The organism is Mucilaginibacter sp. A5337 (assembly GCF_059690695.1).
The window spans coordinates 292,119-317,286 of the sequence record NZ_JCAWEC010000002.1; the positions used below are offsets into that span (position 1 = coordinate 292,119).

Consider the following 25,168-nt stretch of genomic DNA (forward strand, 5'->3'; position numbering starts at 1 on the left):
GGCTATTATTTATAAACTAAAAACCAGTAAAATAACATTATGAAAAAGTTAAAAAGGCTACTACCGGGTGTAGTAATTTTAGCATTCCTTATAGCCTTTAAGGGATATGCACAAGACAAAAATTATTCCATTATACCAAAACTTCCTCCGGCTCCGAAGCCGGAACCATTTAAGGTTACTACAATACCTCTTCCGGATAATGTCAGTGACGCCGTTTTGATCAATTATCTTCCGGATGCAAAGCACCTGATCATGGAGATTCACATGGCCGGAAAGAAAAAGACTGACCTTGGGGTGATGCTGGATGACGGGAGCGGGTTTAAGTGCCTGACCTGTGACTTAAAAGAAGAGATCGGCGGCGAAATGCCGGTACCCCTTCCGGATGGAAAACGGGTTTATACTCCTTCGGGAATACTGGAATGCACGCCATCAGTAGTGGATTGTAAGGAAGCTAAGATCCTGCCACTGGTATATCCGGCCATACCCGGTTCTCGTATCTTGATGCGGATAGCTTCAAACATGTCGCCGGACGGGATTCATGTTGCAGGTACGCTTATCACTACAAAAGGAGCGCTTGTTTTGGTAAGTGAATTGACCAGGGTTTCTGACGAAAAAGGCGACCATTATGAACTTAAAAATCCCAAAGTAATAGCCGGAGATCAGGCGGACCCTAATCCATTCAGACCCTTCCTGCATGGTAGTGGCGAAGTTAAAAGTTTTGCAGATAGGGGACGTTCTCTTGTGTGCAGTTCCTTATTTGAAGGCAACAACTTTGACCTGGCTAAAATTGATCTTACAACAGGTGAGGTGACCAGGCTTACCAAGCATTTCAGCTACGAGGAGGGTACTTATCCTTCGCCGGATGGCAAATGGGTAATATTTCAGACCCATAGGCAAACCACAAGAATGGATGCATTTGGATTAATTCCGCGCCCGCTTATCGCTGGTTTACCTCAGGTGCCCGCGGTGGCCGAACTGCGGAATGCGGCATTTGAAGGTTTTGACCCGGCAAGGCGGTTTTATGGGCTGAGCATGGTTGATCAATATGGCGACCGGGCAAGGCTGCCGGAGGATGGTTACACCGGCCAGGACATAACCATTGCTAAAGATAACTTTGCGCTGTATAATCATTTTGGAAACCTAACCTGGGACCCTACCAGTACGCATGGTGTATTCTGGGAGCAAAAGGACCCAAAGCAGGTAAAACCGGGAGAACAAAGTGGCCGCCTCCGGATGATCAGATTTACCTCCAGGAAACCTACCATCCCCCTGGTGCCATTCAGCCCGGAGATGAAGTGGGCAACCGATCTGAAAGATATTAAGTGGCCTGATGTGACTGTACCTGAACAAGGAACAATTAAGGGCCTGGTTTCGGGCTATGCAGAAATAAGCACAGTAAAACCTGCGGAGGGAACACCCGGGGAGCCGCGCCGCGTTATTAAATACTTCAATTTTACAGATGACGGTGTATCTATTCTGAATGGAAGTGAATCCTCAACTACCGGATCGTATGGACATAAGGTGTACTGGGATGCAGATATTCAGGTTTCAGGAAAAAAGACAGGTTTTCTGAAGGCACAGCATGTCATATTCAGCGTTACGAGCAGGTCATCAGGTACCATTCAAGCGGAGCTGGGAAAACATAAAATTTCGGTAGACCTGGCCCAAGGATTACCTACAGGGGTACCGGGAATGCTCCGCTAAGTGCTTTTGTTATAGGTTCCTGATATAAAAAAGAATAAATAGAGTGGTTCAAAGTATATACCCGATAGTTGTGGAGATTGTGCGGGTATATCACCTTCTTTATAGCCGGGCATATTGGTGGATATGCCCGGCTACTCGACCGGAAATATGGCACGGAACCGTTTGGCGCTGATGGTGAATATTTTTTTAGGGAATCTATGAACCAATTATTAATGAGGTTGGACACGAAGGCCAAAGCTGCTATTCATCAGTTTGGAGGGCGGTGTAGATGTGCTTCGATGGATCCGACCGGTTTTTCGGTGTGTTTTGCCCAATGTTATGTTCTTTGAATTGAAGTTTCAATATCTTTAAGGCTTTTCCTATATGCTTTTCAACCGTTTTAACCGAAATTGCCATCCGTTCGCTGATCTCACGGTAGGAAAGATCTTCGTAACGGCTCAATTCAAAAGCCTGCCGGCATTGCGGAGATAGATTACTGATCGCAACGTCTAATTTTTCCTGAATTTCACGTGCGGAATGCATTTCGGATAGGCTCTCATCTATGATTGAATTATTCAATTGTGAATACAATGCTACATGCTTAGTCCTTATCGAGTTTGCCCGCCATTCATGTAAAATCTTATTTCTCAAAAGTGCGTTTAAAAAGGCGGCGATTTCCTGATTGGCATCAAGTTCCTGCCGCTTTCGCCAAAGATCAAAGAAAATATCCTGTACAATTTCCTCTACGATCTTTTCATTTTGGATTTTTTGAAACCCTGATTTACAGAGTTTTGAAAAGTAACGCAGGTAAAGCAATTTAAAAGCAACAGCATCACCGTCTCGTATCATTTCGAGCAACTGATTGTCCGTAAATCCTGTTGAGCGCGGCACTTAGTTTGATAATTTGGGTTATGCAAATCAACGGTTTTTTATGGAAATTAAATTTTTTTTTTGGCATATGGGGGGATTACAAATTTGATGCAATATGTAATTATAAGCACCAATTATGAATAACGATAAGCCACGCCATCTTATCGCAAAGTATTTAGCAGGCGAGTGTACTCCTTCTGAAAAACAGGAGGTAGAACGCTGGTACGATGAATATGATGCCGGTAATAAAAAATACCTTAACGACGATGCCGAGGAAATCAAATCTTCGGCTGAACGATCGTTTGAAGAACTTCGTGAGCGTCTGGCTCTACCGGTTGAAGTTCCGGGTGGTCAAATCAAGTCATTTAAGGTAAGTGTTAAGGTATGGTTAGCTGCAGCTTCCATTCTTTTGGTACTCTCTGTTGGTGGTTATTTTCTATTGGGATATTCTGCTAAATCACAATTGACCGCGCAACAAGAAACAGGGCCTATAAAGCCGGGTACTAATAAGGCAATATTAACGCTGCCCGGAGGCGAAAAGATTAATTTAACAGATGCCGGTAGTGGCGTATTGGCTAAAGCAGGTGGAATCAGTATATCCAAAACAGCCGATGGCCAGCTTGTTTATCAATCATCTCGCGAGGACGCTAACATTAGTAATGGCAAAGTTCAATACAATACACTTAGCACTCCCCGTGGCGGACAATTTCAGGTTATACTGCCCGACGGGTCACACGTTTGGCTGAACTCGGCATCTACCATAGTATACCCTACAGCTTTTACCGGTAAAACCAGGGCTGTTAAACTACAGGGAGAAGCCTATTTTGAAGTTGCAAAAAATAAACATATGCCATTTGTAGTCACTACCAATAAATTGGATGTTAAAGTATTAGGCACCCATTTTAATGTTACGGCCTACGACGATGATGCGGCTATTACAACAACACTTTTAGAAGGTTCAGTACAACTTAATAAGGGCACCGTTAAAGCCATGCTTACGCCGGGTTTACAAGGAGTCGCTTTCAATAATCAACAAAATATAGCCGTGCAAAAAGCAAATATGGAACAGGTTATGGCCTGGAGAAACGGCTATTTTGCTTTCGAAGATACGAGTATCAAAGATGTGATGAAAATAGCAGCCCGTTGGTATGATGTTGAAGTGAGCTACCATGGCAGCGTTGAAAATAAAAAGTTTGGCGGCAGTATATCGCGCTATAAAAATATTACCGAATTACTTGATAATATGAGTGAATCCGGTGGTTTTCATTATCAAATAGAAGGAAGGAGGATTTTATTGACTGACTAATTTACCTTACGTAATGGTCATCTAACAAAATAGCCGGAAGCGTACCACCGCCCCCGGCAACAGTATGGAAACTGTTGTTAGATATCCGCAAACGATCACTGTTCAAATAACCAATTTTTAGATTAACCAACATTCAAATGTATAAAAAATATACTGCAAAGAAATGCGGGCACCAATCCCGTATCCCTAAATTGTTACTGATCATGAGACTGTCAACATTTTTATGTCTTATCTCCCTGATGCAGGTGAGCGCGGCTTCCATCGCTCAAAAAATTAATATTAATAAGAATAATACATCACTGCGCGAGATTTTGAACGATATTCATCACCAAAGTGGTTACAGCATCATTTACGATGCTGACCTGATTAAAAATGCCATAAATATAAATTTACATGTTAAAGATGTATCCCTGGAAGATGCGCTAAAACAATGCTTTTTTAATCAGCCATTCAGTTATAAGATCAACCAAAAAACTATAGTAATCATTCCTAAACCTCTTCCAGTTCCAACGCCGGGGCCTGAAAGGTCTAATCCGCCGCCTGCGGCTACTCACACGGTAACCGGAATGGTAACAGACGCTAAGGGCGAAACATTAATAGGTGTTACGGTAAAACTAAAAGGAACCACCACCGCTACGGTAACAGGAGCAGATGGTAAATATACGATCAAGTTGCCTGATCCCAGTGGGACACTTGTTTTCTCTTACATCGGCTATAACCCATTAGAAATTGCAGTTAACAACAAAACGGTTATCGACGTTACTTTAATTGAGCAACCTAAATCATTGAATGATGTGGTTGTGATTGGTTACGGCACGCAAAAGAAAACTTCTGTTACAGGCGCAATCTCATCGATCAAAGGCGATGTAATGGGTGAGGCTCCTGTTGCTTCTTTGGAACAGGGGATGGCCGGTCGGCTCTCCGGTGTTCAGGTAAAGCAAACTTCAGGACAACCGGGAGCGGGTATCAGTATTCAGATCAGGGGAGCTGCGTCCATAGCCGGAGGAAATGAACCGTTGTATGTGATTGACGGATTGCCACAATTTAATTCAGATGTCAGAAACGCTAACGGATTGGCCAGTCTGAATCCTAATGATATTGAGTCGATAGAAGTATTGAAAGATGCTGCCGCCACTTCCATTTATGGTTCAAGAGCCGCTAATGGGGTGGTTTTGATTACTACCAGGAAAGGGAAAACCGGAGCAGCGAAAGTAACTTTTGATACTTATTTAGGGGTTCAGAGCGTCAGGAAGAAGCTTCCGGTGATGGATGCGCCAGAATTTAAAAGTTATGTAACCAGTTACCTGAATAATTCAATTAATCTAAATCCGGCTACAGTAACCCAATATTTAAATCAGCTTGCTACTATTGGTGGAAATGCCAACACCGACTGGCAAGACGAAATACTTCGCAGCGCACTGAATCAAAGTTATAACCTTAGTGTTTCAGGTGGTACAGAAGGCAACCAGTACTATATATCGGGTAATTTCAATAAACAGGATGGGATTATCAAAGCAACAGATTTTGGCAGATATGCCATCAGGCTAAACCTGAATACCAAAATAGCCAACTGGCTGACGCTGGTAACACGTTCAACCGCCAGCAGGACTGAACAAAATGGTTTTGATAATACAGACGGATCAAATGGTACCAGCGGGGCCGGCAGCGGGCTGGGTGCAACCTTGCTTGCCGTGCCTACAGTCCCGGTATTTGATAATACCGGCTCTTTTTCAAGGGCTGCTCCTTATGGTTTCAGCGGTGCGGGTGGCGAAAATCCGGTAGCCATATTGCAGGTACTTAACCGGAACACCTCCTATTATTATCAGGGTGGGTTTGATTTAATTGCCAATCCTATCAAGGGTTTGACCAATACAACCAGGTTAGGCTTTAATTATACCAGTAACAGGGGTGATACTTATTTCCCATCCGTTTTAAAGATCTTAACACCGCAGTCTGCGAAGTTAGTGGAAAGCAAAAAAACAGGGTATCTTTTTGAAGATTTTGTCGGTTACACCAGGACATTTAAAAAATTAAGAACAGAAACGGTAATCGGCTTTTCTGCCCAGCAAGATAATTTCAGTTCGATCACTCTGGCCGGGACGGGATTTCCGTCAGACCAGTTGCTGGACAATGCCATTCAGGCGGCAACCATATCAGCAGTGCCATTTACAACTGCTTATAAAACGACAATAGCTTCTTTTTTCGGCAGGACCCAGCTCGATTATGACAGTAAGTATTTATTGTCAGCCAGCTATAGACGTGATGGCGCATCGGTTTTTTCAGATTTAAACAAATGGGCAGGTTTTAGTTCGTTTTCTGCGGGCTGGCGCATCAATGAAGAAGAATTTCTTAAGAACACGGACATCTCTAATCTAAAGTTAAGAGGAAGCTGGGGGCAGACCGGTAATCAGGCCATTAGTCCTTATCAGTCGCTTTATCTGGCAACCGTTGTTAATACGGCTCAAGGTAGCGGAAGCGGCATTGGGGTGGGCTTAGCTCCCAATCTACCAAACAGAAATCTGACCTGGGAAACTACATCGCAGGTAGATATCGGTATTGATTTTGGCATCAAACAGGATAAGTATCGCTTGTCACTGGATTATTATGATAAAGATACAAAAAACCTTTTGGCTACTGTTCAGTTACCGCAGTCCTCCGGGTTCAGCACCATTTCAGCTAATGTGGGCAGGGTTCAAAACAAAGGGTTCGAGCTCACATTTGGCGCAACGCTTGTGAACAAAAAAGATTTTTCCATTGACATGGATGTTAACTTTTCAAGGAACATCAATGTGGTAAAAGCGACAAACAAAAACCAGGATATTATTACCGATCCATTAAATGCCAATGTAAGCGCTTTAACGATTATCCGTGTTGGTCAACCTTTATTTTCATTTTATACACCGAAATTCCTGGGTTATGATGCCAGTAAAGCGCCGGTATATCAAGATGTGAATAAGGATGGTTTAATCAACGCCGCCGATAACCAGATTGCCGGATCCGCGCTGCCCAACTTCTTTTATGGTGCCAATATAGATGTCAAATACAAAAACTTCAGCCTGACCACCAACTGGGCCGGGGTGTATGGTGCTAAAATAGACAATCTTACAGCCTTTGCACTAACAACATCTTACATTGACTTTAACAAACTAAGTACCATTTATAATTATTATCCCAGCCCGTCTAACCGCTTTGTAGCGCGTGAATCTGACCAATTTGTTGAAAATGCATCTTTTTTTAGGATGAAGAACATTAAGCTGGCTTATAAAGTGCCTTTGAAATCCGCTAAGTTAAGTGGCCTGTCGCTATACGTAAGCGGGCAAAACCTGATCACTTTCACCAAATACACAGGTTATGATCCGGAGATCAATAGTTTCAGCGGTACAAACAGCCGCCAGGGCGTTGATTATTTTTCCTATCCGACAGCCAAAACAGTGACTTTCGGCCTTAACGTAACATTTTAAATACTTAGAATTTAAATTATGAAAAAGCTTTTTTTGATAACAATATTCACCGTCCTGGTGTTTGGCACGGGATGCAAAAAATTTCTTACGGAACAACCAGTAAGTCAGCTTACCTATGGGAATTTTGACGCGAATTCTATAGAGTCAGCAACGGTAGGCGTGTATGAACCATTCACGCGCAGCAGGGGCCGCTTATGGGAAACACATTACACCACAGCATTGACGCTGATGGAAGATTACTCCCATTCCAGATATGCGCCCCAGGAAGCCTTTGCAAATTACGATTTCACCCAGGTCACCTACCAGGATAATTTCTGGCCGACATTTTATCAGGCAATTTCCAGGGCAAATACCTTAATTCAGGTAGTGACAAGCGGAAGCTTTGCCAATGGCAACAAATATATTGCCGAGGCAAGATTTGTTCGGGCAATAGCCTATTATCAACTGGTGAGGGCGTTTGGAAAAGTGCCCTTAAGGCTTGTGCCGGTCACCGATGCTCAAAATACTGGGCAGCCGCTGGCTGAGGTTGCTGATATTTATAACCAGATTATCAGTGATTTCCAATTTGCCGAAGCAAACCTGCCTGCGACGACGACCCAATACGGGAGAGCAACCTCCGGCGCAGCAAAAACGGCCCTTGCTGATGTCTATTTAACGTTAGGCAGATTTAGTGATGCGCGAACTAAAGCTAAAGAAGTAATGGATAATAAATCTACCTATGGTTATGAGCTGCTGCCATCATTTACTGATATTTTTTCGCCTACTTCAGCAACCAGTTCAGAAGAGGTCTTTGCGCTGAAATTTACAAGATCCGTAGGACTGGGTAATTTTCTTCCATCATATTCGGCATCCACTACACAATATCAGGGTTTCGCCGCGACTGGAAATGAAAATTTTGGGACAACAAGCACGTTGCCGTTCATCAAAAACTGGGACAACAACGATCCAAGGAAAGTTTGGACACTTTACAACAAAACGGTGATCAATGGTGCAACGGTAGTCATTAATGTGGCAGCACCTAATGACCTTTTGTATGGAAAATTCCGGGACCCGCTTGCACCTGCCGAGACTGCAGCTGGTAACGATTTCTTTCTGTACCGCTATGCAGATGTGCTGTTAATATTCGCTGAAGCAGAAAATAAGGTTAACGGCCCGACCTCTGACGCCTACAACGCGGTCAATATGGTCAGAAGAAGAGGTTACGGCGTTAGCATCAACACGGCTAACGCGGCAGTTGATCTTCCTGGCGGTTTAACTCAAGCTACATTTGATGATTTGGTATTCAGGGAGAGAGGTTATGAGTTTTTCGCTGAAGATAAGCGTTGGTTTGACTTGCTTAGAACAGGCAGATATAAAACAGAGCTTCCTGCCGCAGGCAAGAGGCTGCCGCCATCTACCGTATTTCCAATCCCAGCGGTAGAAAAACTGACCAATGACAAAATTTAATCCTCCTTAAGGAGCGTCAGTGGTTATCTGACGCTCTTTATCTTGTCGAATTAAAATTGGTTCTATCGCCCGAATTGAACAAAATATGAAACGTGAAAAATTAATTATTATCCTGCTGGCCGTTTGCTCATTTACTGAACGTGTTTCAGCACAAACAAAAAAGTTGGATAATATTCTTTATGGTGCAGCCTATTACCAGGAATATATGCCGGAAGACCGCCTGGAGGAAGATCTTAAACTGATGAAAGCATCAGGAATGTCAGTTGTGAGATTGGGTGAATCGAGCTGGAGCCTGTTTGAACCAAGGGAAGGGGAGTTTGATTTTGCATGGATGGACAGGATTATTGACGGTTTACACAAAAATGGCATAAAGGTAATTTTGGGTACACCTACTTATTCTATACCAGCCTGGTTATGGCATAAACACCCTGAGGTGCTGTTGAAGTATGAAAAAGGTGCTAATGCCTATTATGGCATTCGGCAGAACATGGATATTACTAACCCGGCATTTTTGTTTTATGCAGAGCGGGTCATCGGGAAGATGATGGAACATTACACCAAAAATCCTGCTATTATTGGTTTTCAGGTTGATAATGAAACCACCTCTTATAATGCCAATAATTATGATTTTCAGATCAGCTTCGTTGACTATCTGAAAAAGAAATTCGGAACTGTAGAGCGGCTTAATAAAATATGGGGATTGAATTATTGGGGAATGACCATGAATGGCTGGGAAGAATTTCCGGAAAGGGATGGTGTAACCAATACCGGCTATAAACTGGAATGGGAGCGCTTTAAGCGCAAGGCCGTAGCCGACTACCTGAACTGGCAGACGGAAATTGTAAGGGCATATAAACGGCCTGATCAATTTGTGACCCATTGTTTCATGCCGGCGGTCCAGGATATTGATCAGGTGGAAAGCGCCAAAAACATGGATGTGCTGGCAGTTAACGTTTATCATGGTTCACAGGATAAGCTGACCGGTGAAGAGATTGCTTTTGCGGGAGATTATTTCAGGTCCGTAAAAAGAAAAAATTACCTTATCACTGAAACTAATGCCCAAACCACCGGCTGGGATTCAAAGTCTCAAGCGCCTCCCTATGATGGTCAGCTCAGGATGAACGTTTATGCCCACATGGGATCAGGCGCTAATATGGTGGAATACTGGCACTGGCATTCCATTCATTACGGTCAGGAAACCTATTGGAAAGGAATTCTTTCCCACGACCTTCAGCCTAACCGCGCCTACGCAGAGTATTCAAAAACGGCCCACGAGCTGCAACGATTCGGCAGTAAGCTGGTCAATCTGAAGATCAAAAATGATGTAGCCATCCTTTTTAGTCATGATGCCAATACCGGCCTGAATGTGATGCCGTTCAAAGATCCGAAGGTCAGCATTCCGGGAAAACCAGCCAATATATATCGGAATGAGCTGGTTGCTCAGTTCCACAAGGTGCTTTTCAGGAACAGCGTGGGTACAGATTTCATTTTTCCGGAGAGTACTAATTTCGGGGATTACAAATTGATTATTATTCCCTCCCTGTACATTGCCAGTGATACCCTGCTGGATAAGATCAATAACTATATCGCTGGTGGCGGTCATGTGATCATGCAGTTTAAAAGCGGGTTTTGCGACGAAAACTCCATGGTGCGCCCTATGCTTGCACCTGGCCCGCTGCGTAAAGCCTGCGGATTCTATTATCAGGAATTTACGAATTTTAAAGCGTTGTCATTAAAAGACAATCCGTTCCGGGTCGATACAGCCGGGAATAAAGTTTATGATTGGGGAGAATACCTTATACCCGAAACGGCTAAACCGCTGGCTTTTTATGATCATCCATACTTTGGCAAATATCCCGCGGTAACTATCAACACCTTTGGTAAGGGAACACTGCTTTATGAAGCAACCAATGTCTCGGATGCCATTCAGGAAAAATTAATTCTTCAGGAAATGGATAGGGCCGGAATTAAAACCATTGACCAAAAGATGCATTGGCCACTGGTTACCAAAAGCGGCAATAATGATGCCGGTAAAAAAGTGCATTACTATTATAATTATAGTTCACAAAGATTGAATGTTACTTATCCATACACGGCTGGTATTGAATTAGTTACAGGGAAGGTAATAATGCAGGAAGCCGTTGTTGAAATTGAACCATGGGATGTACTAATTATTGAAGAAAAATAATCTTCATAACAAGTTTTATTGGATTGGCAGCGATAACTGAACATGACTTGCTCCATGAAATACAATCCACTTAAATACGAACTATTAATAAATAAACTGGCAAATGACATTTAATATCAGGAATCTCGCCGCTAAGGTTTGCATAAGCGTGGCGCTTTCAGTACCGGTTTCTGCAAATGCACAAAGTAGTAAAGTGCCTGTAAGTAGCCTTTACAAAGGTTTTGTACATCCGGATAATGCCGCCAAACCACGCGTCTGGTGGCACTGGATAAATGGCAATATTACCAAAGATGGTATTCGCAAAGATCTGTTATGGATGAAGCGTAGCGGGATCGGCGGCTTTCAAAATTTTGATGCAGGTGTTGTCACTCCGCAAGTTGTTGCGAAGCGCTTATTGTATATGACGCCAGAATGGAAAGATGCTTTCAGGTTAGCCACCAAACTGGCCGATTCGTTAAAATTGGAAATGGCCATTGCCGGTTCGCCGGGCTGGAGTGAAAGCGGAGGGCCCTGGGTAGCTGCTAAAGACGGGATGAAAAAATTGATTTGGAGCGAGGTGCGATTAAAAGGAGGGCAGCCTTTTACCGGCACATTGCCCAGGCCGCCTGCCACGACAGGGGATTTCCAAAACCTGGCTATCCCAAAGGAAACTTCTGTCATCCGTTTAAAAACAGCTGCACCGCCGGAGTATTATGAAGATGTGGCAGTGGTAGCGTACCGCTTACCAGCGGCAGATATTTCATTGACTGATCTGGCTCCAAAAATCACTTCCAATGCAGGCAGTTTTACTTTGAAACAACTAACAGACGGCAATTTGGAGACAACTAACCTGCTACCTTCTGATCCGGCAAAAGGATATTCCTGGATTCAATATGAATTTGCACAGGCTCAAACCATCAAGGCAGTTTCCGTGACAGGAGGCGGAAGCAGGTCACCTTTTGGCTTACCGGGGCCGTCTGAAGAGCGCAGTCTGGAAGTAAGTGATGATGGAATTAATTTTCGCAGGGTGGCTTTTATTCCGCATAGTGTTATTTCACAGCAAACCATTACCATTCCGCCAACCACTGCCAGGTATTTTCGGTTAAGATTTAACAATCCGGAGGCACATCCCAACCTTATTGCAACGATGCTTGGAGGTGGAGTGACTTCCAAACCACCTGCTGGAAATGACATTGCAGAACTGGTTTTATACCCGGCTACACGTATTAATCACTTTGAAGAAAAGGCTGGTTTTGTAGCCTCTGCCGATTTATTGAAATATCCTACACCAAATACCCCGGATGTGATTGCACAAGCCGATGTGGTTGATTTAACCTGGAAGATGGATGCAACGGGCAGCCTGAACTGGACACCTCCAGCCACCGGCGGAGAATGGAAAATAGTACGGTTTGGCTATTCGTTAACCGGGAAACAGAACCATCCCGCATCAGTGGAAGCAACAGGATTGGAAGTAGACAAAATGGACGCAAGGGCAGTGAAAGAATATTTTACGACTTACCTGAACCAATACAAAGATGCAACTGGTGGCCTGATGGGAAGTAAAGGATTGCAATACATGATAACTGATAGTTACGAAGCGGGGCAGGAAACTTGGACACCCGGTATGATGGAGGAATTCCAAAAGCGTCGGGGTTATAGTTTATTGCCCTGGATGCCGGTGCTGACCGGACAAGTTATCAAAAGTGCAGAAGCCAGCGAGCAATTTCTCTGGGACTGGCGAAAAACCATTTCAGAATTAATAACTGAAAATCATTATAACCAGCTTACCGGTATTCTTACAGACTATGGGATGAAGCGTTATTCTGAATCGCATGAGAATGGTCGGTTGTTCATTGTTGATGGCATGGATGTAAAACGTACAGCAGCTATTCCGATGTCGGCTATGTGGACACCTGGGCTCGGCGGCTCTCCGCCAAACATGGCCCAGGCCGATATTCTTGAATCTGCTTCGGTTGCACACATCTACGGGCAAAACCTGGTCGCTGCTGAATCGTTTACCGCCATCGGTTTTGGTATTAATGGAGCCTGGTCATATTCACCTGAAAAATTAAAACCTACGGCCGATCTGGAGCTGGCCAGCGGTGTAAATCGTTTTGTGATCCATACCTCCGTTCATCAGCCGGTTGATGACAAGATCCCTGGTCTTGGACTAAGCGTATTTGGCCAATGGTTTAACCGTCATGATACCTGGGCAAATCAGGCAAAGGTGTGGACTGATTACCTGGCCCGTAGTTCCTATATGTTACAGCAAGGAAAGTTTGTTGCTGATATTGTATATTATTACGGGGAAGACAATAACATTACCGGATTGTTCGGAAACAAACTACCCGATGTTCCAACAGGATACAGCTATGATTTTATTAATCCTCATGCACTCATCAACCTTTTGTATACACAAGGAGGCAAACTGGTGACACCTTCCGGGATTAAATACAAGATGTTAGTGATAGACAGTATTGCCCGGAAGATGTCCTTACCTGTTCTTCGTAAAATAGCTCAGCTTGTAAAAGAGGGAGCTGTTATCACTGGTATAAAGCCTGAAATGGCAGCAAGTTTAAATGATGACCCTCTGGAATTTCAGCGCCTGGTAAATGAGGTATGGAACTCCGATAGAAAAAATGTATTCACGGGAAAGACAATTGCTGAAGTGCTTTCTTCTTTGAGCATCCGGCCTGATTTTGAATATAGCAAACCATACGATGATACACAGTTACGCTATGTACACCGCAAAGTTGCAGGTGGCGACATTTATTGGGTAAATAACCGTAACGACCGGAATGAAGTTGTTGATGCGACATTTCGTGTCATTGGAAAGACTCCGCAGATCTGGCATCCCGAGACGGGAAAAACAGAACCTGTTTCTTATAAAATAGAAAACAACCATACAAATGTTTCCTTGAACTTTACACCAAATGATGCATTATTTATAGTGTTTCTGTCGCCTGCGAAAAAAAGCATGGTTATCCTTCCTGCAAAAACCGATCAAGACATAATTACGGTTAAAGGGCCCTGGAACGTTACTTTCCAGCCGGATCGTGGCGCACCACTACAAGCTTCATTTGAAAATTTGGTTTCATATACTGAGCATACCGATCCTGGCATTAAATACTTCTCAGGTACAGCCACCTATACAAAGTCAATTAATATCCCTGCAAATACATTGGTGAAAGGTGCCCAGATACGTTTAGATCTGGGGGATGTAAAGAATTTGGCTGAGGTAGTGGTGAACGGAAAGTTATTAGGTACTGTTTGGAAAAAGCCTTTCAGCGTGAATGTAAACTCCGCATTGAAACCAGGAGAGAATAGGCTGGAAATAAAAGTCACTAACCTTTGGGTAAACAGGTTAATCGGAGACCAACAGCCTGATGTAAAGCAAAAAGTAACCTATACTACCATGCCATTTTATAATGCAAATTCAAAATTGCTGTCATCTGGTTTGTTGGGGCCAGTAAAGTTGGTATGGGTGAAGATAAAGAAATAGATGTGGCTCTTTGGATATTCCGGGGCAATTGATCTCACCCTTCCGGAATAGCGAACCGTTAGTTCTGCAACACTTTGAACATATCAATTCATTGAATCAGACGAATAGAGAAAGAGAAAACCTGAGGGAATCACCTTTCTCCTATTTATATAGAGAAGTGCCCACTATCGAGCACCCAAACTATACATCTTAGTTTGAAATTTTGAATTTCATAATTATTTAATCTTTAAGTGATATTTTTTAAAGGATCTTCTCCAATATTTCCAATTCGTCTTAATTTTTCAATAAATTGGTTCGAAAAAACACCACTGTGGGGACGCTTTTAACTTCTGGTGACCTTTTTGAGTAATTAGTATAGTTGTAATCCGAAACGGTTCTTTTTTAATGTTGACTGTTTTTTTTAAAAAAGCTACCTTTGCACCTTGAAACAAGGATATGATTTACTTTTTCTTTAATAAAGCAAATACGGTGTTTGCCGTACAATATAATCAAACGCTCCATCCGACAGATATTTCAAAACTAAGCTGGCTTTTTGCAGGCGCGGAATTAAACCGGGATACAATTGTGACCGGTTTTTTTGTTGGTCCCCGGGCGGCGATGGTTACTCCATGGAGTACTAACGCGGTTGAAATTACACAGAACATGGGCATTGAAGGTATTATCCGCATCGAGGAATTTGCGGCGGTTGATCCTGATTTTTCGGCTTTCGACCCGATGCTGTTTCAAAAATATTCAACGCTTAATCAGGAAATCTTCACCATTAACATAAAACCGGAACCGATTCTGGAAATTGAAGATATCGCACAATATAACAAGCAGGAGGGACTCTCTTTAAGTGACGAAGAGATTCAATACTTAAACGGTCTTTCTGAAAAATTAGGTCGTAAGTTGACCGACTCCGAAGTATTTGGTTTTTCTCAGGTGAATTCGGAGCACTGCCGTCACAAAATTTTTAACGGCACTTTTGTGATTGATGGACAAGAGCAACCTGTTTCATTGTTTAAGCTAATCCGCAAAACGTCTGAGGCTAACCCGAACGGGATTGTCTCGGCTTATAAAGATAACGTAGCCTTTTTAAAGGGCCCTGTAGTTCAGCAATTCGCACCCAAACGTCCGGATGTACCTGAATTCTACGAGATCAAAGATTTTGAATCTGTAATTTCCCTGAAAGCCGAAACCCATAACTTTCCTACCACTGTTGAGCCTTTTAACGGTGCAGCTACAGGATCGGGTGGTGAGATCAGGGACAGGATGGCCGGTGGCCAGGGTTCTATTCCGTTGGCCGGCACGGCGGTATACATGACGGCCCTTTCGCGCTTAGCAGCCGACCGTCCCTGGGAAAATGGCGTTGCCGAGCGCAAATGGCTTTATCAATCGCCGGTTGATATTTTAATTAAAGCCTCAAACGGAGCATCGGATTTTGGTAACAAGTTCGGTCAGCCGCTGATCACGGGTTCGCTGCTCACTTTCGAGCATGAGGAAGATTCACGCACCCTGGGTTATGATAAGGTAATTATGCAGGCTGGCGGTATCGGTTATGGTAAGCTGTCGCAAGCCAAAAAACACAGTCCGCAGGTAAGCGATAAGGTGGTGATTTTGGGTGGTGATAATTACCGGATAGGTATGGGTGGTGCAGCCGTTTCGTCGGCAGATACCGGCGCATTAGGTTCGGGCATAGAGCTGAATGCTATCCAGCGCTCAAACCCGGAAATGCAGAAACGAGTATCAAATGCAGTGCGCGGGATGGTAGAAAGTGATGTTAATTCGATTGTTTCTATTCACGATCATGGTGCAGGCGGTCATTTAAATTGCCTTTCGGAACTGGTAGAGGAAACCGGGGGCAAGATCGACCTGGATAAACTGCCTGTTGGCGACCCAACCCTTTCAGCTAAAGAAATTATCGGAAACGAATCCCAGGAACGTATGGGGCTGGTGATCGGGCAGGAAAACATAGAGATCCTGCAAAAGATTGCCGACCGCGAGCGCTCTCCGATGTATACGGTGGGCGAAGTAACCGGCGACCATCGTTTCACATTTGAATCAGCCACTACGGGTGCCAGGCCAATGGACCTTGACATGGGTGATATGTTTGGCAGTTCACCGAAAGTGGTGATGCAGGACAAGACAATCGAACGAAAGTATAGCCCGGTAACCTATGACGTATCTCAATTACAGGCTTACCTCATGCAGGTACTGCAACTGGAAGCAGTAGCGTCTAAAGACTGGTTGGTTAACAAGGTCGACCGTTGCGTAGGTGGCCGCGTGGCGAAGCAGCAATGTGCCGGTCCGCTGCAATTACCGCTTAACAATTGCGGTGTTATGGCGCTGGATTTTCAGGGCAAGGATGGTATTGCTACTTCAATTGGTCATGCGCCGCTTTCGGCGTTGATTAACCCGGCATCAGGGAGTCGTAACGCCATTGCCGAATCGCTTTCTAATATTGTTTGGGCTCCCTTGAAGGATGGCTTACAGAGTGTGTCTCTTTCGGCCAACTGGATGTGGGCTTGTAAAAATGCGGGAGAGGATGCGCGTTTATATGCCGCTGTAAAGGCCTGTTCTGAGTTTGCAATTGAACTGGGGATCAATATCCCAACAGGGAAGGATTCGCTTTCCATGAAGCAAAAGTATAAGGATGGCGAGGTGATTGCCCCTGGTACTGTGATCATTTCGGCAGCCGGGCATTGTGACGATATTACCGGGGTGATAGAGCCTGTGCTGCAAAAAGACGGAGGCGCGATCTATTATATCAACCTATCGGGCGATACCTATAAACTGGGCGGTTCATCATTTGCTCAAATTTTAAATAAAATAGGTTCTGAAACACCTGACGTATTAGACGCCGGCACTTTCAAAAATACGTTTAATACCCTGCAGCAACTGATCAAAGCAGGCCACATCCAGGCCGGGCATGATATCGGCAGCGGCGGCTTGATCACTACCTTGTTAGAACTTTGCTTCGCTGACCGCGATTTAGGCGCAACAATCGACCTTTCCGCATTAGGCAATCAGGATATCATCGAAACGCTGTTTGCTGAAAACATCGGAATCGTTTTCCAGGCCGATGCAACAGCGGAAGCGGTGTTGGAACGCAATGGTGTTGCCTTCTGCAAGATTGGTACTGTTGAAACGGCAGCTACGCTTACCGTGAAAAACGCTAACGGTAGCTGGTCGTTTGATATTGATCACCTGAGGGACGTGTGGACTAAAACATCTTACCTGCTTGATCAGAAACAAAGCGGTGCGGTGAAAGCCAGGGAGCGTTTTGATAATTACAAGAACCATGTTTTAAAATATAAATTCCCGGCAGGCTTTACCGGAAAGAAACCGGTTATAGACGCAGGCAAGCCACGACCAAAAGCGGCCATAATCCGCGAGAAAGGCAGTAACTCCGAGCGCGAGTTGGCTAATGCTATGTACCTTGCCGGTTTCGATGTGAAGGATGTCCACATGACTGACCTGATCTCGGGCCGGGAAACACTGGAAGATATCCGGTTTATCGGAGCTGTAGGCGGCTTCTCTAACTCAGATGTATTGGGATCAGCCAAAGGCTGGGCCGGTGCTTTCATGTATAATGAAAAGGCCCGGGTAGCCCTTCAAAACTTCTTTGAACGCGACGATACGCTGTCGGTAGGTATCTGTAACGGTTGCCAGCTGTTTATTGAGTTGGGCATGATCAACCCTGACCATGCCGAAAAGCCGAAGATGCTGCACAACCAAAGCCATAAACACGAAAGCGGCTTTACTTCGCTAACCATACAACCAAATAACTCGGTGATGCTGTCTACGCTGGCCGGCTCAACGCTTGGCGTTTGGATCTCGCACGGTGAAGGACAGTTCCGGTTACCATATGCCGAAGACCAGTACGGCATCGTAGCCAAATACGGCTATGAAAGCTACCCCGCCAACCCCAATGGCTCAGACTACAACACTGCCATGATGTGCGATAAGACCGGCCGTCACCTGGTGATGATGCCACACATTGAGCGCTCCCTTTTCCAATGGCACTGGGCTAACTATCCAACCGGGCGTAAAGACGAAGTATCGCCATGGATGGAAGCATTTGTGAACGCAAGGGTTTGGTTGGAGAAATAGAAAAAGTAACTTGTTTTTAAAGAGCCTCAACTTTGGTTGGGGCTCTTTTGTGTGAAGCAAGTGAGGGTTTATATGATATATCTCCACATTAAAAACACTGTTAATAAATTGGTTAAAAAGAGCAGATCAGCGGGTTCTATCTTTCTTTTGCGATATCGCCATTGTGCGTATCGTACAGCGCCAAATTCCTGCGGGTTGTGGTTCCGGTCTTTTAATAACTACTGTAGTAATAGCATTAGAATTGTCAGCATTGGCAGAAATAACGCCCGCTTGTCGTTAATTGATACGGATAAGTTTTGTTATTGAAAGATCGAATTATCATTTGATAAAAGTTAATGTGTTGACATTTGATAGTTTAGAACTCGAACTTGCACATCGCGCGAAACGTATATTATCCTCTTTTTACCTGGTGCTTTTATTTCTAACAATCACGCAAATTGCTAAAAGCATTCTTTTTCCAAAACAAAGCTTCTTTTTACTAAATGGTTGCAAAAATTGTTAAATTACTTATCACTTAAGTGGATATTGAATGCCAAGACCATCGAACTAATTATTCAGATGCGATTTTCAAACACCGGCAGGAGTTTAACAAGAAATTTTCGAATACTTATTTTGGATGTGTGATTTTTTGGTAAATGGCTTTTAATCAGATGGTTGATAAAATAAAAAAAGGAGATACTTTTAGTTTAGTATCTCCCCTGGTGGAGCCGGAGGGAGTTTTTTTAAACTTTCAACGACTTGATATATAGTGTGTTACACTAAAGATTTTTTACAGGTCTCTTAATAGGTCTCTCGGTAAAAAAAGATGCCAAAAACGCTATGCTTTATACTTCAAATATAAGCAATTGACTTCACAATAACTTAAGTAAAACTATTTTGGAATCTGCATCCGTTAGGCGGTAATGTCGAACTCCTCGAAGAATTAGAGTAGTTCAATATTAGTTCAAAGTTGGAAACAATTAAAACCTATAATGTATACTGCCCATTTCAGGACGCACTGCGTCACGAAATAAATGGCTTATAATCTATTAAGAACCGATAATAAATAGTTATATTTAATGATCATATGCATGACCTTAAAGTTTTTGAATATTTACTTATTAGTAATTAAATATTTGGATGGCATTCAAATGGTGATCATATCTCTCTTCAAGGTATCTGATATTATGAAGTACCTATTGGTATAACAACTTCTTCCTCTATTTCTACTCTATTGGCAACATCTATGATATTATAAATTTCATGTTCTTTACTTACCGCTTCAAAACTAATAGCTAAAGCAAAGGGAATTTCGTTGTCAATTTCTTTGTCCCAGCCCTTATGCCCAACTATTGCAAATGAAAGTTCGGCTGTCAGAACGTTGGATTTCAATATTGCCCAGTCTTTTTGGGTAGCACTGTCTTGTCGCTTTAATCCTTTGATTTGACCATATCCTGGTGAGGTGGAGAGAATCCATTTGATGCTATTGACGTCTTGTTGGACCGGGGTTTCGTCATCTTGTTCCTCTTCCATCCGCTTTAAAACACGGTCAGAAAAATCATCAAATGTTTCGCCCAGTTTCGATGATTCCCAGGTAAGCCAAGAACTAAAATAGGATTTGAGTTTTTTACGTGTCCTACGCGGTTCTGCTGTATAAACCAGTGTCACCTCTAATAAAATATCATAGTCATTACCAGCGCGAGTTAATTCGGCTGGCACATTAATCGAATATAAATTGGCTTGGTGAGCGGCCACAGCTCCTTCAGTGGTAAAGGTTATCCGATAAGGCGTGTTTTCAATCGCACGCTGTAAGTCGGGAATGCCATATCCGAATGCACGCATGGTATTTCGGTTAGGCTGATGGAACGCATGTTCTGGTAACCTGGCGGATTGAACCACTAAAGCTTTATACAATAAGGTACTCTCTGCGGGAAATCTTTTAGCCAAGTGCGCTATAATATGCGCAACTTTCGGAGCTGCAAAAGACGTTCCAATAGCATAGCCGACACCATTTGCGCCGGTTTTGATTACTTTGACGGAAACTGAATCATCGCTGGTTATTAAAAAGCCCTGCTTCTCACGAAGCAAATCGCCACCGTATTCAACTACATCAGGTTTAATGCTGCCCCATAGACCGGGTCCGACCCTTGAAAATGCAGATATGTGCCCTCTGGTGCCAAATGATTTTCGGTCATTATCCTCGAAATCAGCATTGCAAACAGAACCTACGGTTAGGCTTAATAAACTTTGTGCCGGGTTAGCAATCCTGCAAGCGGCCTCCAATAAATAACGGGGATAGTCCCGTCCTGCCAAGATATGCTCTGTAACCCCCGGCCTTTCCGCAATTCCAGTCCTGATATTAAGATTACCGGCGGCCAAAATAAATAGCAACTTCCTTTGATGAATTAAGCTGTCTAATTTTGCAGCCCACGTGGAAATATGATTTAATCGACATGGCCCAACTGTTGCTACCGACATATTAAACAATCTGATACCGTCAAAATCATCAGCTATGTCTTCCATCAGTTCCGCAGGAAAAACTCGTTCTGATAATTTGTTGTTGGAATCTAAAATGCGGGCATTTACAATGAAACACGGGGGCTGATAAGTACCATCTTCCGGTATTGCGTTACCAAATAATATTCCACCGGCAACTTTAGTTCCATGACCGCCATCAGTAACATGGTCAGCCGTAGTGTTTTCATCAGGGACATAATTTTTTGAATAGGCGTCTAAAATTGCTGGTTCAAGGAAAATATGTTTTTCCTGTATGCCGCTGTCGATTACACAAATAACTGGCGAGTCAGCTTCAGGAGCAATTATGTCCACAGGTTGAAAAGCGAAATCCGTTGCAGGTTCTTCAATCTGAATTTCTTCGCTTTCGACAATCTCAAAAACGTAGGCATAATTTCGAATCAGATCTTTTAGCGCCTGCCCGCTCATCTTTGCTTTAAATCCAAAGCTATCTTCCAGATCAACGAAAGTACTTAGCACTTCCCCGCCATACACTTTTTCAATGAAGTTAATTAGAAACTCCTGTCGATCCGATGCAATGTTATCCCGCTCAATTTCTGCCTCTTGCGTTCTTCTTACCCAATCATCTAGCTTTCGCTGATATTGTTCATCACTATCAGGTTTTCTTATTGAACGATAATCCTTTTTTTCAGGATTATCTTTGTTCTTTTCTGCGTATTTTGTTTTGGCTTCTTGATACTCTTCTTCCGTTTCAGGCATTACACGAACCGGTTTCGGGGGCATCTTCAAATAACACGCAACCGAGATATCAACGTTAAATTGTTGTCCGTCCAGCATACCGTCTGGGAAAAGTGCTTTCAGCCTGGGAGATAAAATGTAATCTGCACGCCATTGATCCCCTTGAATGATTTGCCAGAGTTTAGCAGCCTGATCTTTCGATTTGCCTTTTTGATCAATAAACTGCTGGATCTTATTGGCGAGCGAGCTAAAATTATCCGCGTTTGCACCGATGATAAAACCGTTTTCCTCTTCGGCAACAATCTCAATGCCATAACCTTTTAAGGCTTCGATATCGAAATCATAGGGATCGACTTGCAGTAAAATAGGAATAACATTTTCTGAAAAGACATCCGGTAAACCTTCTTCCTTTCTTTGCGCTAAGTGCTGAAGATGGGTTTGCTGGAGTCCTGACGCAGAGGCTGTAAGGGAGGTACCATGACCAGCCCTGTTCGCTAAATTGGCTGCAGTTTGGGTGTCGACCTTTTTATCGATCGGGATACCCGTAAACTGATATGGGCCGTTAATTTTTCTTTTAAGGATTAGGTGTGGAAATTCAGGCATTAGGCTTTGTAATACAGTTCATTTTCTTTCAGGGAAAGATCAAAGTGCTGTTGGCATATGATCCCATTTCCCTGAATAACTGAAAATTTTGCTGCATCTGTAGCGACCTTTACCACCATTGCTGATGAAAAATGTTTCAATTGTTCACTGATCTTGTTCCAATCCACACTTTTATCGGATTTAATAGACGCTAGAGTTGATTTTAATATCCGCTTAATCTCATCTTGCCCAGGTTTAGGTAATTCGATAATATCATCGAAACGCCTGAAAATAGCCTTATCAATTGTTCCCTCAAGATTGGTGGTCGCAATGATCAATCCCGGGCCATTGAAATCCTCTAATACATTAAGTAAGATATTGACAACTCGGTGCATCTCTCCAACGTCATGCTTACCATCCCGTGATTTGGCAATAAAATCAAATTCATCCAGTAATAGTACGCTTGGGTAATTTTTAATAGCTTCAAATAAGTTAGTAAGATTACTGGCTGATTCTCCTAAATAAGAGGAAACTACCGCTTCGAACTTAACTTTTAAAAAAGGAAGGCCAATATTCCATGCTATGCGTTCCGCACTCATGGTTTTACCACAACCCGGTGCCCCATGCAACAATATTCTTCGTCGAGGTTTTAAGCCATAGTGTGCTAAACGCTCTCTCGCAAGAAACTCTTTTTCTATACGGGCGATCTTTTCTTCAACTTCTGCCGACAAAACCATTTCATGTCTTAACAGTTCGTTTGGGATTTGCGCAGCAAGAGGGATATTGCTCCGTTTATCAGTTGGAATTAAAATAGAACTACCAAAAATGTTACGCAACTCACCTTTAAATGATTGGTTTGTTTTAAGGTTTTTCTCTAGTATTGACTGTAAACGCAAGGCAAGTTTGCCATGACCTTTTTTACGTTCGTCTTCAATAATAGATCCCGCTACCCGCACAATATCATCGGATTGTTCACCGTCTATCGACCGGAATAAGCGCACGAGCAGGTCTTGGTTCATGATTTAAACAAAATTAAACGCAAATATATCAAATAGTATGCCTATCGCGACGATTTAAAGTTATGGTTAAATATAACGTTACTCGCATTCACATCCAATTGAATTATTTTATTTTTTAGCAGTTGAGTGCTTTCTTTAGAATTCATAACAGCATCTTGGTGCATCCAATCATTACCTTGATTTTGTCCATCGTTTCATTCAAACATATGTAGGTGAACGACTTTCTTACAAAGTTTCAATGATCAGCCAGTATCGCTAAATACAAATAAAATGAAAAACAAGATCATGTGGGCTTGATTTTTACGTTTTTTCAGTTTAATTTAGATTCAGGAATCGAGCGCCCCAGTTGTGAGTGACTGAAACGCGAGGCTAACTCGATATCGACAAGCCTAACTAACAGCAAATTTTTGTTAAACATGCTGGCGTTAGTTGTCTTTAAACACTCCCGGCAACAATTATAAGTCCAGCCTTAACAGGAAATTGCTATGCAACTTGAAATTACGAAACGTTGCGCAGATTCATTGCGCACGTTTGCTCAAAAAAATTTTGGACTCCATATAAAATCATCACATGCGCACGAACTTGTCGCTGCTTATATGGGCTATTCTTCACGCGCATCATTGTTAGCGGATACTAAATTCCCAATCACTAATTTAAGGCAGGCCGAGCTTCTTGTGCTAACGCCTACTGCAATGATTAAGGAAAGGCGCGCGGGCCTTAATGGACTACCGGAAAATCTGCCATACGATATTGCTGAAGGTATTTATCTACCGCTATACGACGAAAAATGGATCTTACACAGGATATGGCCAACCTTTGAAGAATTAGGCAAAGCTCTTGCTGATGAAAACTGGAGATCAAAGCCCTCTTATTTTAGGGATATGAAAATCCAAAGCCAAGGGGTTAAATTAGAATTTCATAATGACGTAGTAGCCATTGCAGTTTTTCGCGAATACGTTGCTACTGAACTCACACTTACGTTGGGTAGGAATGAGTTGCGTGGAGTCGTTGATGTATTTAACCTCAAAAGGGTTGCTGGATTTATTGGTTATACGAAAGCAAAACACCAATCTACGGAAGCGGAAACTTTGGATATTGCTATAAAGAAAATGAGGGACGTGTATCATGAGATAATCAGTGCGCCTCATACTGCTGAAGATGTCGCGTCCCTTCAAGAGCCTGAACTTAGTTTTGCCGATTGGTTGGCTAAGCATAAGAAAAGGGATTCGCCGCTTGGGGATCTCGCAAGCAAACGTGGCTTTACAGACAAAAGTGAGCATTGGCCGTATTACCAAAGCCTCGAAGAGTATCAGGAATATTTAATAACTAACCGACCGCCCCTCGGCGCTATGAATGCTTTAGAAAGAGCTTGGCGAGCCTATAAGGGCTTTTTGAAAAGAAAGCAGTCGCCAATTTCAAACATACGGCTAACAAAGCCCAAAGTAAAAAAACACGACCTAAGAACGATAGTATTCGTGAAAAATGTAACGCCGCTTCATTATCGTCAACGAACAATTGAAAATTTTGTATCAGGTGACAAGGCGTGGATCTCATGGGAAGGAAAAAAAGCGATACCGGTCACCGTGCTCAAAGTGGATGAGTTCGGATATAAATTTAGACTAGAACGGCCTCTAAAAAATGCTGGGAATGAGCATGCTGTACGTTTTGACGAAGTGCGTAGCACCCCAGAACTTGCCTGCATTAATCACATAACATTCTAAGTTTAAAATAAACATTTAATGCCTACCTCGACCAATAGGAAGGGGTGGGCTCTTTATTAGCAATCTACTTAGCAGGGTCATCAATACCAGCAAAAAACTAGGAATTTTGAATACTTAAGGTTCTAAA

11 protein-coding genes are annotated in these 25,168 nt (G+C 43.1%); 8 read left to right on the forward strand and 3 right to left on the reverse strand.

The genetic code is table 11. The features are described from left to right. The first annotated feature begins 39 nt into the window (after positions 1 to 39). The gene (locus AC59JO_RS06125; RefSeq protein WP_413668278.1) at positions 40 to 1,704 is read left to right on the forward strand and encodes a TolB family protein; all 1,665 of its coding nucleotides are present in this window, start codon (positions 40 to 42) and stop codon (positions 1,702 to 1,704) included. A 240-nt stretch (positions 1,705 to 1,944) separates the two neighbouring features. Here AC59JO_RS06125 and AC59JO_RS06130 read toward each other — a convergent pair whose 3' ends face one another. After that, on the reverse strand, positions 1,945 to 2,532 hold the full coding sequence (locus AC59JO_RS06130; protein ID WP_497304106.1) for an RNA polymerase sigma-70 factor: 588 nt from the start codon (positions 2,530 to 2,532) through the stop codon (positions 1,945 to 1,947). 157 nt (positions 2,533 to 2,689) lie between these two features. Here AC59JO_RS06130 and AC59JO_RS06135 point away from each other — a divergent pair, with 157 nt between their 5' ends. The 6 genes from AC59JO_RS06135 (at position 2,690) to purL (ending at position 18,527) form a co-directional block, all read left to right on the forward strand. Next, positions 2,690 to 3,859 (forward strand): FecR domain-containing protein, encoded by a 1,170-nt coding sequence (locus AC59JO_RS06135; RefSeq protein ID WP_413668276.1) that lies wholly within the window; start codon positions 2,690 to 2,692, stop codon positions 3,857 to 3,859. A gap of 137 nt (positions 3,860 to 3,996) precedes the next feature. Next, entirely contained in the window at positions 3,997 to 7,320 is a 3,324-nt protein-coding gene (locus AC59JO_RS06140) for a TonB-dependent receptor (RefSeq protein WP_413668275.1), read from the forward strand. A gap of 18 nt (positions 7,321 to 7,338) precedes the next feature. Then, positions 7,339 to 8,766, forward strand: a complete 1,428-nt coding sequence (locus AC59JO_RS06145) for a RagB/SusD family nutrient uptake outer membrane protein (RefSeq protein ID WP_413668274.1) — start codon at positions 7,339 to 7,341, stop codon at positions 8,764 to 8,766. Positions 8,767 to 8,851: 85 nt separating this feature from the next. Continuing rightward, the gene (locus AC59JO_RS06150; protein ID WP_413668273.1) at positions 8,852 to 10,954 is read left to right on the forward strand and encodes a beta-galactosidase; all 2,103 of its coding nucleotides are present in this window, start codon (positions 8,852 to 8,854) and stop codon (positions 10,952 to 10,954) included. 103 nt (positions 10,955 to 11,057) lie between these two features. After that, positions 11,058 to 14,435, forward strand: coding sequence for a glycosyl hydrolase (locus tag AC59JO_RS06155; RefSeq protein WP_497304109.1), 3,378 nt, complete (start codon positions 11,058 to 11,060; stop codon positions 14,433 to 14,435). A gap of 435 nt (positions 14,436 to 14,870) precedes the next feature. Next, positions 14,871 to 18,527, forward strand: a complete 3,657-nt coding sequence (gene purL, locus AC59JO_RS06160) for a phosphoribosylformylglycinamidine synthase (RefSeq protein WP_497304111.1) — start codon at positions 14,871 to 14,873, stop codon at positions 18,525 to 18,527. Positions 18,528 to 19,691: 1,164 nt separating this feature from the next. Here purL and AC59JO_RS06165 read toward each other — a convergent pair. Beyond that, positions 19,692 to 22,322: a S8 family peptidase gene (locus AC59JO_RS06165; protein WP_497304113.1), complete on the reverse strand. Its 2,631-nt coding sequence runs from the start codon at positions 22,320 to 22,322 to the stop codon at positions 19,692 to 19,694. Further along, entirely contained in the window at positions 22,322 to 23,320 is a 999-nt protein-coding gene (locus AC59JO_RS06170; RefSeq protein WP_497304115.1) for an AAA family ATPase, read from the reverse strand. Before AC59JO_RS06170 ends, AC59JO_RS06165 begins: the two co-directional genes overlap by 1 nt. Before the next feature lie 485 nt (positions 23,321 to 23,805). On the opposite strand from AC59JO_RS06170, the gene AC59JO_RS06175 reads away from it, so the two are divergent. Continuing rightward, a complete protein-coding gene (locus AC59JO_RS06175) occupies positions 23,806 to 25,041 on the forward strand; it encodes a hypothetical protein (RefSeq protein WP_497304117.1) in 1,236 nt (411 codons plus the stop codon). Positions 25,042 to 25,168 lie beyond the last annotated feature (127 nt).